Consider the following 15,787-nt stretch of genomic DNA (forward strand, 5'->3'; position numbering starts at 1 on the left):
GGGTGGGCGGGCCCGCCAAGGACCTGCTGCTGAGGACCGACTACACGCGCACCCCTCGGCCCTAGCGCCCCGCCGTCCCGTCCAGACGCACGTTCCAGCGGCCGGAGTGGCCGACGACCGTGACCGTCGACAGGGGGCGGACGTCGATGTTCCAGTACGCCGACGGCGGGGCCTTGAGCGCGTAGAGGAGCGCGGCCCGGACGACCGAGGGTTCGGCGACGGCGACGATGCTGCCGCCGTCGTCCGCGGGACGCGTGTCGAGCCAGCTGCCGACGCGGGAGATGAAGGAGTGCATGGACTCCCCGCCGTGCGGAGTCGCGCGCGGATCGGCGAGCCACACGTCGACCGCCTCCGGCTCCCGGGCCATCGCCTCGGCCAGCGTGAACCCGCGCCAGCGGCCCATGTCGCAGTCCCGCAGCGCGAGCTGGGCCAGCGGCGTGTAGCCGAGGGCGTCACCGGTGGCACGACTGCGCGGCGTGGGCGAGCAGTAGCGCAGCTCGGCCGCCGCCAGCGGTATGAGCTCAGGGGCGGCGCGCTGCACTTCTTCCCAGCCCGCCTGGTCGAGCGGCCTGTCGTCCTCGAAGCGCTCCGCGAGCACCGAAGCGTTGCGCGCGGCGGCGACGAACGTGACCCGAAGATGCATGCGGTGATACTGGAACGCGGGACTCCACTGGTCAATGGGCGTCATGCGGCAGTGACCCACGGTGCCACGACGCTCACCGCGCCCCGTCGGTCATGGCGGAAGGCGGGACGTTCGCAGGTCAGGAGCGCCCTGTCGAACCGTTTTCCGCCGCCCGCAGCCTCCGCACCCCCTCCGTGATCTCCCCCGCTCCGGCGACGCCCGCGAAGCTCAACCGCACGTGCGCGGCCGGGGGTTCGGCGCTGAAGTAGGGACGCCCGGGAATGACGGCGACACCCGCGCGGAGGGCCTCGGCGACCAGGGCGTACTCGTCCGTGCCGTCGGGCAGGCGCAGCCACAGGTGGTAGCCGCCGGAGGGGATGTGCGGCAGGGCGTACTCGGGGAGTTCCAGACGCAGGGCGGACGTCATCGTGTCCCGGCGGCGCCGCAACTCCGCCGACACCGCCCGCAGATGCCGTGACCACGCCGGGGAGCCCACGAGTTCGAGTGCGGCCTCCTGGAGTGGGCGCGGCACGAAGAAGGTGTCGACGACCTGGATGGCGCGCAGCCGCTCCAGCACGGGCCCGCGGGCCGCGAGGGCACCCACCCGGAAGCTGGGCGAGGTCGCCTTGGTGAGCGAGCAGACGTGGACGACCACCCCGTCGGGATCCTCGGCCGCCAGCGGACGTGGCAGCGGCCCGGCGTCCTCGTGCACGAGTCGCCGCACGAAGTCGTCCTCGACCACGAACGCGCCCGCCTCGCGCGCTATCCGCAGCACCTCGCCCCGCCGCTCGGCCGAGAGCAGGGCGCCCGTCGGGTTCTGGAACAGCGGCTGGCAGACGAACACCCGCGCGCCGGTCGCCCGGAACGCGTCGGCGAGCAGCGCCGGCCGCACTCCGTCCGCGTCGACGGGGACGGGGACGGGGCGCAGTCCGGCCGCCCGCGCGATCGCCAGCATGCCGGGGTAGGTGGGCGACTCGACGAGCACCGGAGCGCCCGGCGGCGCGAGGGCGCGCAGCGCGGTGGTCAGCGCGGACTGGCCGCCCGCCGTGACGAGCACCTCGGCCGCGGTGACGGCGCCCCCGATGCTCCGCGCGAACCACTCCCGCAGTTCCGGGACCCCCTCCACGGGCGGCCGCGCCCACGCCCCGGGACGGCGCCCGGCCCGCGACAGTGCCGCGCCCATCGCCTGCTCGGGCTGCAACGACGGGTGCAGATAGCCGCCGCTGAACTCGATCACCCCGGGCGGCGGAGCCGCGAGCGACGCCAGCACCCCCGAGGCGTCCACGGTCCGCGGCACCAGGTCCGCGGCACCGTCCGCGCTCAGCGCGACCTCCTGCCACGAGGTGTCCCCGACGGGAGCGGGGGCCGTACGGGGCTCGGCCCGGAAGGCGCCCGCGCCGGGCCGCGTGACCACCAGCCCCTCGGCCGCGAGCTGCGCCAGGGCACGCGAGACGGTCACCGGGCTGACCCGGAAACGTTCGACGAGCGCACGACTCGACGGCAGCTTTCCACCCGGAGAGTAGCGGTCGAGCTCCCTCCGCAGCTGGTTCGCCAGATCTCCGACACTGCTACGCTCATACATGAGAGCACACGATAGCGCTACTGCCTCGACCCGGATAGCGGTCTCCACTCCAGTCGGCACTCCAGTCACCACGCCGCGGGAGAGCACCCCTCGGCGAAGCACTCCGGGGAAGAACCCCGGTGCCGTCGGTGTCGTCCAGGCCGCCCTCGGTGTCACCGCGTTCTCCCTCACGTTCCCCGCCACCGCCTGGGGACTGGAGGGCTTCGGCCCCTGGTCGCTGGTGGCCGTGCGCACCGTCCTCGCCGCCGCGCTCGCGGCCGGCTGCCTGCTGGTCATGAGGGTCCCGCTGCCCGGTCGCCGGCACTGGGCGGGACTGGCGGTCGTCGCCGCCGGAGTCGTCCTGGGCTTCCCGCTGCTGAGCACGCTCGCGCTGCGGACGTCGACCACCGCGCACGCGGCCGTCGTCGTCGGCCTGCTCCCGCTCACGACCGCGCTGTTCTCGGCCCTGCGCGTGGGCACCCGCCCCTCACGGACCTTCTGGGCGGCGGCCCTCGCGGGCGCGGCCGCCGTGGTCGCGTTCACCGTGGGGCAGAGCGGCGGCGCCCTCACGGCGGCCGATCTGTACCTGTTCGGCGCACTGGTGGTGTGCGCGGCCGGGTACACCGAGGGCGGCCGGCTGGCGCGGGTGATGCCCGGCTGGCAGGTGATCGGCTGGGCGCTGGTGATGTGTCTGCCCCTCACCGTGCCGGGCGCCCTGCTGGCGCTGTCGTACGAGCCGGTCCAGCTGACGGCGCACAGCGTCACCGGGCTGCTGTGGGTCGCCGCGGGCTCCCAGTTCCTCGGCCTGGTCGTCTGGTACCGGGGCATGGCCGCGATCGGCATCCCGAAGGCGAGCCAGTTGCAGCTGGCCCAGCCTCTGCTCACACTGGTGTGGTCGGTGCTGCTGCTCGGTGAGCAGCTCACTCCCGCCGCGCCCGTGACGGCCGCGGCCGTACTGGTCTGCATCGCGGTCACGCAGCGAGCACGTGGCTGAGCACGCGAACGCGGTGCCCTTGCCGGTCCCATCCGGCGCCATCCGCCATAGACTGCGATTACGGACCACTCCTGTGCGAACGAGGAGGCCCTCCAGATGCGTGCAGACGTAGGCGACATCCTGCTGGTCCACGGCCGGATCGTCGGGCAGCACGACAGGACCGCGATGATCGTCGAAGTCCTGGGACCGAACGGCACTCCCCCGTTCCGGGTCCGCTTCGAGGACGACGGGCACGAGGCCCTGATGTCCCCCGGACCGGACGCGGTCGTCCGCCATCGCGGGGAGCCCGCGCACTGAGCGCTCCGCGGGTAAGGACGGTGATGAATCTGCGGGCCGGTGGGGGCTGGTCACGCGGTTCCCCGCGCCCCTTGCGGGGCGCGGCATCGCACCCGGCGTCGCTCAGCGCGGCGGCTTCACCCGGTCCTTGTAGTGGTCGGCGACCACGCGGGCCATCGCGCCGATCTTGTCCTCCTTGACCTCCTTGCCCGAGAAGAACACGTGCCCGCGCACCTGCGGGTAGTCGCGGGCGAAGGTGAGGTGCTTGGACAGTTCCCCGGGCTTCTGCCAGGCCGCGGGCTGCGCCGGGTCCCCGGCCTTGTACAGCGCCTCACCCACGTACAGCCGTGTCCCGCTGCCCTGGGCGACCTTCGCCCACCAGGGGACCAGCTTGGCGTAGTCGGCCGCGGCGAAACCGATGTTCCAGTACAGCTGCGGGCAGATGTAGTCGATCCAGTGCTTGCGGACCCACTTGCGGGTGTCCGCGTGGAGGTCGTCGTACGTCTGCACGCCAGCCTTCGTGTCGGAGCCCAGCGGGTCGGTGGAGGCGTTGCGCCACACGCCGAAGGGGCTGATGCCGAGCTGGGTGCCGGGCCGGATCTGCTTGATCTTCGCCGCGGTCTCCCGCACCAGCTTGTCGATGTTGTCGCGCCGCCAGGCGGCCCGGTTCGGGAAGCTCCCGCCGTACTCGTCGTACGCCGCGTCGTCGTCGAAGGTCTGGCCGGCGACGGGGTACGGGTAGAAGTAGTCGTCCCAGTGCACGGCGTCGATCGGGTACTTGCGCAGCGCGTCGAGCATGGCCTTCTGGACGAAGGCGCGGACCGCGGGGATGCCCGGGTTGTAGTAGAGCTTGCCGCCGTAGGCGACGACCCAGTCCGGGTGCTTGCGGGCGGGGTGGGAGGCGATCAGCTTCTTCGGGTCGTCGTGGAGCGCGACGCGGTACGGGTTGAACCAGGCGTGCAGCTCCAGCCCTCGCGCGTGGGCCTCCTTGACCGCCGTACCCAGCGGGTCCCAGCCGGGGTTCTTGCCCTGGGTGCCGGTGAGGTACTGCGACCAGGGCTCGTACGGGGACGGCCAGAGCGCGTCGGCCGCGGGCCGGACCTGGAAGATCACCGCGTTGAGGCGGCGCTTCACGGCGGTGTCGAGGTGCGCGATGAGTTCGGCGCGCTGCTGCTTGGCCGTCAGCCCGGGGCGGGAGGGCCAGTCGCGGTTGGTCACGGACGCCAGCCACATGCCGCGCAGTGCGGTGGTGGGCGCCCCCCGCCCGGCCTTGTCGTCGTTGTCGTCGTCCCCAGTGGTGACGCCCCAGGCGGCCGCGCCTCCCGCCGTGACCAGCCCACCGAGCATCGCCCCGGCGAACAGCCGCCGCGACATCCGACTCATCCCCGTGCCTCCCTGTACCAGGTGCCCGCACTCCAGCGAGCCGTGTCCGGAAAGCCTGCCATGTGCCACCCGCGATACTGATCAGTAGCGGCCGCAGGTAACGTGCAGGTTTGGCGCAGGCCCGATCGCTGGGGTTTCCTGCGATGATCCGTGCACTGGCGAGAGGGACGATGTGACAGGCAGCTGGGGAGATATCGCACGCGTCGGAGTCGTGGGCTGCGGCCAGATGGGAGCGGGCATCGCCGAGGTGTGCGCCCGCGCCGGGCTGGACGTGAAGGTCGCCGAGACCACGGGCGAGGCCCTGGAGATCGGCCGCACCCGGCTGCACAACTCCCTGTCGAAGGCGGCCGAGCGCGGCAAGATCACCGAGGAGGAGCTGGAGGCGACGCACGCGCGGCTCGGCTTCACCACCGACCTCGGCGAGTTCGCGGACCGCGACCTGGTGATCGAGGCCGTCGTCGAGAACGAGGGGGTGAAGACCGAGATCTTCCAGGTGCTCGACCAGGTGGTGACGCGTCCGGACGCGATCCTCGCCTCCAACACCTCGTCCATCCCGCTGGTGAAGCTGGCGGTGGCCACCTCGCGGCCCGACCACGTCATCGGCGTCCACTTCTTCAACCCGGCGCCCGTGCAGAAGCTGGTCGAGCTGATCCCCGCGCTCACCACCTCCGAAGGCACGCTGAGCCGGGCCCAGGTCTTCGCCGAGAAGGTGCTGGGCAAGCACGCGATCCGCGCCCAGGACCGGTCCGGCTTCGTGGTCAACGCGCTGCTGATCCCGTACCTGCTCTCCGCGATCCGGATGTTCGAGTCGGGCATCGCCAGCCGCGAGGACATCGACAACGGCATGGAGCTGGGCTGCGCCCACCCGATGGGCCCGCTCAAGCTGTCCGACCTGATCGGCCTGGACACGGTGGCCTCGGTGGCCCACTCGATGTACGAGGAGTACAAGGAGCCGCTGTACGCCGCTCCCCCGCTGCTCCAGCGCATGGTCGACGCGGGCCGGCTCGGCCGGAAGTCGGGGTCGGGGTTCTACACGTACCCCTGATGACGCGTCGACCTGATGTCAGGTCACCATGACTACGTTCCGTAGAACTTGAAACATCAGCGGGCCCGGCACCGAAGCAGGTGCCGGGCCCACTGCATTCACACACCGTGTGCGCGCCGGGCACGCATATGCCCCTCGCACACGCTCCCCACGCGTCCACCAGGCGAGTTGACTGCACGTGCACAACAAGGGATGGAACGACTACGGAAAGGAGTGGGACTCGTGGCCACCGACCCCGAGCATCCTGTGGTCCACGGTGAACTCGCAGAGTTACGCCGCCGCCTCGACGTGGCGCATGCCCGCGTGGAGGGAGGGATCACCCTGCTCAGTCACCGAACCGAGCAGACCGCCAAGGAGGTCGACGATCTGAGCGCACGGCTCGTCGCCCTGGAGCACACCCGCTGGCCGTTGCCCGCGGTTGCGGCGCTCACCGCAGTGGGCGCGCTCGTCGTGGCGATCTGGCAGGCTGTGGGCCGCTGACTCGCCGGACGCCGCGGGGGATCAGGGCAAGGCGTCCTGCCCGAGCCTCAGATGGTGCAGGAGGAGCAGCGCGGCTGCCATGTTGGCGGCCGGGACCTCGCCGCGGGCGACCATGTCGGGAACGAGTTTGAGGGGAACCCATTCCCGGCGATCGGACTCGAAGTCGTCCACGGGGTGGCCGACGTACGTGCCCTCGTCGGCCCAGAAGATGTGGTGCTTGGCGTCGGTGAGCCCGTTGGAGGGCTCGACGCTCATCAGGTGACGCAGGGGTCCCGGCCGCCAGCCGGTCTCCTCCTCCAGTTCGCGGGCCGCCGCTTCGGCGATGTCCTCGCCGTCCTCGACCACGCCCGCGGCGAGCTCCCATCCCCAGCTGTCGGTGATGAAGCGGTGCCGCCACAGCAGCAGCACCTCGTTGGCCTCGTTCACCACCGTCGCCACGGCCACGGGCCTCAGCCGTATCAGGAAGTGATCGAGGTGCCGCCCGTCCGGCAGCTCGACATCCGCGAGATTGACGCTGAACCAGCGGTTTTCATACACAGTTTGTTCGTTCTGTTTCGTCCACTGCACGGTTCTGCCACCTTCCGCCGAGTAAGTGGCAATATCGCAGCAGGAGAGGCATGACAGCAGGCACACAGTGAGCGCATGGCAGCCCGCCGGCGACACAGCGGAGGGCGCGGACTTTGCAGTACGTTCCGAGCGGAGAGGCGCAGAGGTGCAGAGTCTTTCTCGGTACGCCTTCCACGCTACAGCGGTACGCGCAGTGCCCCGTCGATGAGTTCGGCGGCTTCGGCCGTACCCGCGCAGCCGCTGCGTACGAGGTGCTCGCGCACCGCCCGCAGTCTGTCGCGCAGCCGCTGGGACTCCATCCCCCGCGCCGTCTCGGCCATTTCGACGGCGGTCGCCACCGCCTTGTCGGCGTTGCCCTGCCGCAGCTCGATCTGGCTGAGCATGGCGAGCCGGTGGACGCGCCCCCGGTCGTGCGCCGGCGTGTCCACCGCCGCGGTGGCGTGCTCGGCCGCGGCCGTCAGATCGCCGAGGCTGAGCAGGGCCTCCGCCACCTGTACGTTGACCAGGCCGGGCTGGACATAGCCGGTCTCGTCCGGCTCGTACCCGCGCCGGATGCGGTCGGCGGCCTGCTCGGCACGCCGGATGCAGGACAGCGCGCTCGTGCCGTCGCCGAGGTGCGCGTACGCCTTGGCCTGCATCGCGTACAGGTCCGAGGCGAGCGCCGGGGTGATGTGCTTGCCCGCGGCGCGCAGCGCGGCCTCGGCGAAGGCGACCGCCTGCCGGTACTCCTTCATGAACAGCGACTGGTTCACGAGCAGCGCGATCACATACGCGCCGAGCCCGCGATCCCCGCTGGCCTTCGCGAGCCGCAGCGCCTGGTGGAAGTAGCGCTGGGCGAGCCCGTGGGCGTCGGAGTCGTACGCGCAGATACCGGCGACGGCCACCAGACCACCGGTCGCCCGGTGGAGTTGACGCCCCGTCGCATCGGTGTAGCTGCCCCGCAGCAGGGGCGCGGCCTCGGCGTTGAGGAAGCCGACGATGCGGGTGCGCGTCGCTATGCCGCCCGCTTTGCGGTACATCTGCTCGTAGTGGGTGCGGGCCGCGCGCAGCATGTCGATGTCGGCCATGCTGACCTGGTGCCGGCCGCCGCGCGAGACGTCCACGTCCTCGGGCGGGTTCTCCCACTCCCACACCGGCATCACGGCGGGGGTTCCGGTGACGGCCGGGGCGCCGAGTATGTGCGGGCGCTGCTGTTCGTCGGAGCGCCACAGGGCGGTGGCGCGCTCCACGAAGCCGGACAGTGACGAACCGTGGGTGCCGGCCGGCTCTCCGGGGATGCCCAGTCCGATGTCGTCGAGGGTGACGGTGCGGTGCAGCCGGGTGGCGAGCACCTCGCAGATCAGGTCGGGCACCTGGCCGCGCGGGCGCTGGCCCTTCAACCACCGCGCCACCGCGGTGTGTTCGTACCTGAGGGCGAGACCGCGCGCCCGCCCCGCCTGGTTCACATGGGCGGCGAGGCCCGCGTGGGAGATCCCCGCCTCGTCGAGGATCGCGTCGAGCAGCGTGTTGGGCTGCATGGGTGCCCTCCGGTGGCTCGGTACCGGCCGCGTGCAGCGTAGCGCTTCCCTCTTCACACGGGGTGTGAAGCGAGTGCTCGTATCCGGGCCGTGTGCGCGCTGTCGCGGAGAGTTTGGGACCGGTTGACTGAAATGCCTCGTAATGAGGCCGGCCGGGCCGCCGGCTCCCCCTCATACAGTGCGGTGGCCCGTTTCCACGCCGTCCGCCCAGCTGCCTGCCCGACACTCCGTGGCGGGGCGGACGGCTCCGCCGGTTGAGCGGGGTGACTACGCGTGGTTCGTTGGCTGCGGGTTCGTTGTGGCTGGTCGCGCAGTTCCCCGCGCCCCTGATGGGGCGCGTCTTGCCGGCCGATCGTTTCGCAGCACAAGTAGGGCGATGTCATCCGTGGGGGCGCCGCCTGCGTGGCGCAGCAGCGCGGTCAGGACGGTCCGGAGAACGGTGTGCGGTGAGATCCGGCTGGTGGTGCGCACAACCTCGCTCAATGTGGCGAGCAAGGGGAAGAACCTGCCCTGGCCGTCTCGCGCGTCCGTGACGCCGTCGGTGTGGAGGAACAGGGCCTCGCCGGGGCGGAGTCGGCCACAGTCGACGGGCGGGAGCTCGGTGGGGAGAGGGAACGGGCCCAGTGGGGGCAGGGGGTCGGCGCCGGTGAGGTGTCGTACGTGGCCGTCGCTGAGCAGGTACGGCCAGGGGTGGCCGCAGTTGAGGGCGCGCAGCTCACCGTCGCGCCGGATCTCCAGCAGCAGTACGGTCACGAACTCCTCGGCGACCTGGGCCTCGGTGTCCGGTCCCACGGTGGCCCGCTCGCGCAGGTGCCGGGCGAGGGCGCGGTCCAACCGCCGGAGCACACAGGCGAGTTCGACCTCGTCGTGCACGACCTCACGGAAACTGCCGAGGAGGGCCGCGACGGTCCCGGTCGCGCCCCTGCCGTGCCCGCGGACGTCGCCCATCACCACCCGTACGCCGTGGTCGGTGGCGATCACGTCGTAGAGGTCCCCTCCGACGGCGGCACCGGGGTCGGCCGGGAGCTGTGCCGCGGCGGTGGCCAGACCGTCGATGCGGGCGGGCAACGGCCTGAGCAGTGTGCTCCGCGCGGCACCGGCACCCCTGCGGGTTTGCCGCAGCTCCCTGAGCAGCACACGCCTGAAATGCAGCATCAGCCCCGCGCCCACCGCCAGGAACACGGCGCTGCTGACCACCTTGGAACGAAACATGCCGATGGCCCCCCATCAGGCCCTGACAGCGCACAGTTGACCCGGAAGGCCGGTCCGATTCTGTCGGCCACATGCCCCGATCGGGCCAGATCGCCCCGACTTGTCACCCAAATGAGTGAAGTGACCGTTGAGAGCCAGGGGGCAGCGCCCCCAAAGGGGCGCGGGGAACTACGCGACAAGCCACAACAAACCCGCAGCTGAACAGACCCGCAGTTCCCCAACGCCCCGCCGGAGTCACCCCCGCAACACGGCCCCCATACGCTCCGCGGCCAGCGCAACCGCCGCATCACGCGCGGCGGACGCCTCGTCCACGGTCAGCGTCCGATCCGTGGCCCGGAAGCGGAGCGCATACGCCAGGGACTTCCGCCCCTCCCCGAGCTGCTCGGCGTTCTCGTAGACGTCGAACAGCCGGATGGACTCCAGCAGCTCACCCGCGCCCTCACGCAGCGCGGTCTCCACGTCCGCCGCCGGGACGTACTCCTCCACGACGAGCGCGACGTCCTGCGTGGCGACCGGGAACGTGGAGATGCTCGGCGCCTGCGGGGTGCCGTCTCCCACCTGCTCCAGCGCGTCCAGGTCGAGCTCCATCGCCGAGGTGCGCGCCGGCAGGCCCAGGGCCTTCACCACACGCGGGTGCAGCTCGCCCGCGTGGCCCACGACCCGCTCGGCGCCGTCGACGGTGATCGCGAGCTCGGCGCACCGGCCGGGGTGCCACGGCCCGTACTGGCCCTTGCGGATGATCAGCTCGACACCGGTCTCACGGGCCACGGCCCTGGCTGCCTCGACCGCGTCGGCCCAGTCGGCCGGGCGGCCCTTGCCCCACCAGCCGGCCTGCTCGCGGGCGCCCGCGAGGACGACGGCGACATGGCGCGGCTGCCCGGGCAGCACAGCACCCAGCGACGCGATCTCCTCGCCGGTCGGACGGCGGTCCACGGGCAGCGAGGCGGCGACGCCCTGCTCCTCGAGCGGCAGGAAGACCAGGCCGGTCTCGAACAGGGCCAGGTCGTGCGAGCCCCGCCCGTCGTTGCGCCGCAGCGCGCCGAGCAGCCCCGGCAGCAGCGACGTGCGCAGCGCGGGCTCCTCGTCGCTGAGCGGGTTCACGAGCCTGACGACGCGGCGGGCCGGGTCGTCGGCGTCCAGACCGAGCTGGTCGAAGACCTGCTCGCTGAGGAACGGGTAGTTCAGCGCCTCGACGTACCCGGCACCGGCCAGGGCCCGGCCGACCCGGCGGTGCAGCCGCTGCCGGTGGGTGAGGCCACGGCCCGAGGGGAGCTTGGGCAGTGTGGAGGGCAGGTTCTCATAGCCCTCCAGACGGATGACCTCTTCGGCCAGGTCGTTCGCCTCGGCGAGGTCGGGTCGCCAGGACGGCACGGTGACGATCAGCTCGTCCTGCCCGTACACGTCGCAGCCGACGTCCTGAAGGCGGCGTACGACGGTCTCCCGGCCGTACACGACGCCCGCGACCTTGTCCGGGTGGTCCGCCGGAACCGTGATCGTGTGCGGCGCGGACGGCGCGACGACCTCGGTGACACCGGCCTCGGCGGTACCGCCCGCGAGCAGCACCAGCAGGTCGACGGTGCGCTGGGCGGCGGCGGCCGCGGCGGCCGGGTCGACACCGCGCTCGAAGCGACGGGACGCCTCCGACGACAGCTTGTGGCGGCGAGCCGTGCGCGCGATCGAGACCTGGTCGAAGTGCGCGGCCTCGATGACGACCTCGGTCGACGCGTTCGCCCCGTTCTCGGTGGAATCGTGGTCGGCGATCTCGGTGTTGGCGCCGCCCATGACGCCCGCGAGACCGATCGGGCCGCGCTCGTCGGTGATCACCAGGTCCTCGGCGTGCAGGGTGCGCGTGACGCCGTCGAGGGTGGCGATCTTCTCGCCCTCCTCGGCCCGGCGCACGCCGATGGTGCCCTGGACGAGCCCGCGGTCGTAGGCGTGCAGCGGCTGGCCGAGCTCCATCATCACGTAGTTGGTGATGTCGACGGCGAGTGAGATCGGGCGCATGCCGACCTTCTGCAGCCGGCGCTTGAGCCAGATCGGGGAGCGCGCCTCCGGGTCGAGGCCGGTGACGGTACGGGCGGTGAAGCGGTCGCAGCCGATCCGGTCGGAGACCTCCACCGGGTAGCCGAACGCGTTAGGCCCGGGCACGTCGAGCAGCGCCGGGTCGCGCAGCGGCAGGCCGTAGGCGGTGGCGGTCTCGCGGGCGACACCACGGATCGAGAGGCAGTCGCCGCGGTTGGCGGTGACGGCGATGTCGAGGACCTCGTCGACCAGTTCCAGGAGCTCGACGGCGTCCTTGCCGACCTCGGTCTCCGGCGGCAGCACGATGATGCCCTTGGTGCCGTCGTCGCCCATGCCCAGCTCGTCGCTGGAGCAGATCATGCCGTGCGAGTTCCGGCCGTACGTCTTGCGGGCGGAGATCGCGAAGCCGCCGGGCAGCACGGCGCCCGGAAGAACCACGACGACCTTGTCGCCGACGGCGAAGTTACGGGCGCCGCAGACGATCTCCTGGGGCTCGCCGGTGCCGTTGGCCTGGCCGACGTCGACGGTGCAGAACCGGATCGGCTTCTTGAAGCCCTCCAGCTCCTCGATGGTCAGCACCTGGCCGACGACGAGCGGCCCCTTGAGGTCGGCGCCGAGCTGCTCGACGGTCTCGACCTCCAGACCGGCCGAAATGAGCTTGGCCTGGACGTCGCGCCCGGTCTGAGTCGCCGGCAGGTCGACGTACTCCCGCAGCCACGAAAGCGGGACCCGCATCAGATCTCCATCCCGAACGGCCGGGTGAACCGGACGTCACCCTCGACCATGTCTCGCATGTCTTCGACGTTGTGCCGGAACATCAGCATCCGCTCGATGCCGAACCCGAAGGCGAAGCCGCTGTACTTCTCCGGGTCGACACCGCAGGCGGTCAGCACCTTGGGGTTGACCATGCCGCAGCCGCCGAGCTCGATCCAGCCCTCGCTGGAGCAGGTGCGGCAGGGCCGGTCGGGGTTGCCGACGGACTCGCCGCGGCAGACGTAGCACACCATGTCCATCTCGGCGGACGGCTCGGTGAACGGGAAGAAGTTCGGCCGCAGCCGCGTCTTCATGCCCTCGCCGAACAGCGACTGGACCATGTGGTCGAGCGTGCCCTTGAGGTCGGCCATGGTCAGGCCCTCGTCCACGGCCAGCAGCTCGACCTGGTGGAAGACGGGGGTGTGCGTGGCGTCCAGCTCGTCGGTGCGGTACACGCGGCCGGGACAGATCACGTAGACCGGCGGCTCACGGTCCAGCAGGGAGCGGATCTGTACGGGCGAGGTGTGCGTACGCAGCACGACGCCGGAGTCGCCGGAGCCGTCCGGGCCCTCGATGAAGAACGTGTCGGCCTCGCCGCGGGCCGGATGGTCCGGGCCGATGTTGAGCGCGTCGAAGTTGAACCACTCCGCTTCGACCTCGGGGCCCTCGGCGACCTCGTAGCCCATGGCCACGAAGACGTCCTCGATGCGCTCCGAGAGCGTGGTGAGGGGGTGACGGGCGCCTGCCGGTACGCGGTCGTACGGCAGCGTGACGTCCACCGCCTCCTCGACCAGCACACGGGCGTCCCGCTCGGCCTCCAGCTCGGTCTGGCGAGCGGCGAGCCCCTTGTTCACGGCGCCACGGGCCTGGCCGACCAGCTTGCCGGCGGCGGCCTTGGCCTGCGGGGGCAGGGCTCCGATCTCGCGGTTGGCGAGGGCCAGCGGGGAGGTGCCGCCGGTGTGGGCGACCTTGGCCTCCTGGAGCGCGTCGAGGGAGTCCGCGGCGGCGAAGGCGGCGAGCGCCTCGTCCCGCATGCGCTCGATCTCTTCCGGTTTCAACGCCTCGACCTCGACAGGGTCGTACGACTTATTGGGTGCCGACATCTCTTCCCGTGCTTCCGATTGGCTGGCTGAAGGTCCCCGTCACAGATCCGATGACGGATCGTCGCCGACTCCGGGACACAAAGGTGCCAAAACTTGAGTCTAACGGGGCTGACGTAGGTGAATGCGCCCGTGGGGCCTCGGTCGGCGTTACTGCAGATACGCCGGGGTGCCCACGGGCAACGTAAATCGGAACTCGGCGCCGCCCTGAGGGGCGCGGCCGACCGTGATGGTGCCGCCGTGGGCCTCGACGATGCCCTTGACGATGTAGAGCCCGAGGCCCGTGCCGCCGCGCTTGCTGCCCCGCCAGAAGCGGGTGAAGACGCGGTTCATGGACTCCTCCGGGATGCCGGTACCCTCGTCGCTCACCGTGACCGACGTAGCGCTGTTCTCGCCGTCTTCCCCTTCCCGGGGGGACGCCGAGGGCTGGACGTCAATCGTGACGGTTCCCTCGCCGTGGCGCACGGCATTTTCCAGCAGGTTGCTGAGGACCTGGTCGATCTTGTCGGGGTCGGCCCAGAGGGCGGGCAGGGGCTGCTGGATGCGCAGCAGGAACCGGTCGGCGGGCTGACCGGCGGCGACGTACGACTGGATGTGCCGTCCGACGGCGGCACCGATGTCCACGGGCTGACGGCGCACTTCGAGCCGCCCGGAGTCGATGCGCGAGATGTCGAGCAGCTCGGCGATGAGCCGGGTGACACGATTCGCGTCGGCGTCGACGGTCTCCAGCATCAGCTTCTTCTGGTCGTCCGTGAACCGTTCCCACTTGGCGAGCAGGGTCGCGGTGAAGCCCTTGACGGAGGTGAGCGGCGAGCGCAGCTCATGGGCCACCGTGGCGATCAGCTCGGCATGGCTGCGCTCGGTGCGGCGGCGGGCCTCGGTGTCGCGGAGGGAGACGACGACGCGGCGAACGGGCCCGGTGGGTTCGGTCCGGATGTACCGGGCCGATACGAGCACCTCACGGCCACCCGGCAGCAGCAGGTTCCGCTCCGGTTGGCCCACCCGGATGGCGAGCCCGCCGTACGGATCCGTCAGCTGCCACCACCGGCGGCCCTCCAGGTCCTCTAATGGAAGGGCCACCTCGAGTCGGCGTCCGAGGGCGTCGTCGGCGGGTACGGCGGTGATCCGGGCGGCGGCGGCGTTGAAGCAGATGACACGACCCTGCTCATCGGCGACGACCAGTCCGTCCGGGAGGTCGTCGGGGTCGATACCGAGTTCGGCGAGGTCACGGTGGCGGGGCGTGGCCGCCTCGGCGCGCACGTCCCGTGCACCCGGTGCCCTGCTCGTGCCGACACTCATCCCCGTACCCCACCTCTCGTCGTGCATGGGGTCCCCCCTGCTCGAGCGCGGCCGAGAGCCCGGGGAGAGGGCCCCCGAGCCCGCCACCCTACTAGCCGAGTGTGACGGACCGGCACCCTCCCGAGGCGCGCTGTGCACGGGCGGACGCGTAGAGACATACGGCGGCGGCGGTCGCGAGGTTCAGGCTTTCGGCCTTTCCGTGGATGGGAACGCGTACGACGGCGTCGGTCAGCGCCCGTGTCTCCTCGGGCAGCCCCCATGCCTCGTTGCCGAACACCCAGGCGGTGGGTCCGCCCATGCTCCCTCGGTCCAGCTGGTCGTCGAGGTCGTCGTCCCCGGCCCCGTCAGCGGCGAGCACGCGCACCCCGGCCTCCTTGAGCCCGGCGACGGCCTGCTCCACGGGCACGCCGACGGCGACGGGCAGGTGGAAGAGGGAACCCACGGAGGCCCGCACGGCCTTGGGGTTGTAGAGGTCGACGGACGCGTCGGTGAGCACGACGGCCTCGGCCCCTGCGGCGTCCGCACACCGCAGGACGGTGCCGGCGTTCCCGGGGTCCCGTACGTGCGCGAGTACGGCGACGAGCTTGGGGCGGGTCTTGAGCACGTCCTCGAAGGGGGTGTCGAGGAAGCGGCACACCCCGACGAGGCCCTGCGGGGTCACCGTGGTCGAGATGTCGGCGATCACGTCCTCGGACGCGAGGTGTACGCGGGCTCCTGCGGTGCGTGCCTCGCCCACGATGTCGGCGTAGCGCTCCGCGGCGTCGAGCGTCACGAACAGTTCGACGAGTGTGGGCGCCTGCGCCTCGTCGGACCGGTGCCCGGCCGCCTCCCGCACGGCCTGCGGGCCCTCCGCGAGGAACAGCCGTTCCTTCCCTCGGAAGTTCCGCTTGGCGAGCCGCCGCGCGGCGGACACACGAGCGGAGCGCGGGGAGATCAGCTCGGGGGCGGGGGGCATG

14 protein-coding genes are annotated in these 15,787 nt (G+C 71.5%); 4 read left to right on the forward strand and 10 right to left on the reverse strand.

Annotated elements, in window-relative coordinates:
- Window positions 1-61: 61 nt before the first annotated feature.
- Window positions 62-643: a histidine phosphatase family protein gene (locus FNH08_RS24560; protein WP_152773726.1), complete on the reverse strand. Its 582-nt coding sequence runs from the start codon at window positions 641-643 to the stop codon at window positions 62-64.
- A 118-nt stretch (window positions 644-761) separates the two neighbouring features.
- Entirely contained in the window at window positions 762-2,204 is a 1,443-nt protein-coding gene (locus FNH08_RS24565) for an aminotransferase-like domain-containing protein (RefSeq protein WP_152773727.1), read from the reverse strand.
- Between FNH08_RS24565 and FNH08_RS24570 the strand changes: the two genes are divergently transcribed.
- Complete coding sequence (locus FNH08_RS24570; protein WP_152773728.1) at window positions 2,203-3,177, forward strand: DMT family transporter; 975 nt, start codon at window positions 2,203-2,205, stop codon at window positions 3,175-3,177. The two genes, FNH08_RS24565 and FNH08_RS24570, sit on opposite strands and share 2 nt — an antisense overlap.
- 96 nt (window positions 3,178-3,273) lie before the next feature.
- Entirely contained in the window at window positions 3,274-3,474 is a 201-nt protein-coding gene (locus FNH08_RS24575; protein ID WP_131567686.1) for a DUF1918 domain-containing protein, read from the forward strand.
- A gap of 102 nt (window positions 3,475-3,576) precedes the next feature.
- On the opposite strand, the gene FNH08_RS24580 is transcribed toward FNH08_RS24575, so the two are convergent.
- Window positions 3,577-4,827 (reverse strand): glycoside hydrolase family 10 protein, encoded by a 1,251-nt coding sequence (locus tag FNH08_RS24580; protein WP_407704443.1) that lies wholly within the window; start codon window positions 4,825-4,827, stop codon window positions 3,577-3,579.
- Between the two features lie 181 nt (window positions 4,828-5,008).
- On the opposite strand from FNH08_RS24580, the gene FNH08_RS24585 reads away from it, so the two are divergent.
- Window positions 5,009-5,881, forward strand: coding sequence for a 3-hydroxybutyryl-CoA dehydrogenase (locus tag FNH08_RS24585; RefSeq protein ID WP_322725279.1), 873 nt, complete (start codon window positions 5,009-5,011; stop codon window positions 5,879-5,881).
- Between the two features lie 222 nt (window positions 5,882-6,103).
- A complete protein-coding gene (locus FNH08_RS24590) occupies window positions 6,104-6,361 on the forward strand; it encodes a hypothetical protein (RefSeq protein WP_322725281.1) in 258 nt (85 codons plus the stop codon).
- Between the two features lie 21 nt (window positions 6,362-6,382).
- Here FNH08_RS24590 and FNH08_RS24595 read toward each other — a convergent pair whose 3' ends face one another.
- The 7 genes from FNH08_RS24595 to FNH08_RS24625 form a co-directional block, all read right to left on the reverse strand.
- A complete protein-coding gene (locus FNH08_RS24595; RefSeq protein WP_322725282.1) occupies window positions 6,383-6,928 on the reverse strand; it encodes an NUDIX domain-containing protein in 546 nt (181 codons plus the stop codon).
- A 176-nt stretch (window positions 6,929-7,104) separates the two neighbouring features.
- On the reverse strand, window positions 7,105-8,445 hold the full coding sequence (locus tag FNH08_RS24600) for a transcriptional regulator (RefSeq protein ID WP_152773730.1): 1,341 nt from the start codon (window positions 8,443-8,445) through the stop codon (window positions 7,105-7,107).
- 267 nt (window positions 8,446-8,712) lie between these two features.
- Window positions 8,713-9,657 carry a PP2C family protein-serine/threonine phosphatase gene (locus tag FNH08_RS24605; RefSeq protein ID WP_152773731.1) on the reverse strand — a complete coding sequence of 315 codons (945 nt, stop codon included), beginning with the start codon at window positions 9,655-9,657 and terminating at the stop codon, window positions 8,713-8,715.
- A gap of 234 nt (window positions 9,658-9,891) precedes the next feature.
- A complete protein-coding gene (pheT, locus tag FNH08_RS24610; protein WP_152773732.1) occupies window positions 9,892-12,414 on the reverse strand; it encodes a phenylalanine--tRNA ligase subunit beta in 2,523 nt (840 codons plus the stop codon).
- On the reverse strand, window positions 12,414-13,535 hold the full coding sequence (pheS, locus tag FNH08_RS24615; protein ID WP_152773733.1) for a phenylalanine--tRNA ligase subunit alpha: 1,122 nt from the start codon (window positions 13,533-13,535) through the stop codon (window positions 12,414-12,416). The genes pheT and pheS overlap by 1 nt, the downstream gene beginning before the upstream one ends.
- Before the next feature lie 147 nt (window positions 13,536-13,682).
- Complete coding sequence (locus tag FNH08_RS24620) at window positions 13,683-14,831, reverse strand: sensor histidine kinase (RefSeq protein ID WP_152773734.1); 1,149 nt, start codon at window positions 14,829-14,831, stop codon at window positions 13,683-13,685.
- Between the two features lie 91 nt (window positions 14,832-14,922).
- Window positions 14,923-15,786 carry a TrmH family RNA methyltransferase gene (locus FNH08_RS24625; protein ID WP_152773735.1) on the reverse strand — a complete coding sequence of 288 codons (864 nt, stop codon included), beginning with the start codon at window positions 15,784-15,786 and terminating at the stop codon, window positions 14,923-14,925.
- Between the last annotated feature and the right edge of the window lies 1 nt (window position 15,787).

The organism is Streptomyces spongiae (genome assembly GCF_009377185.1).
Taxonomy (GTDB): Bacteria; Actinomycetota; Actinomycetes; order Streptomycetales; family Streptomycetaceae; genus Streptomyces; species Streptomyces spongiae.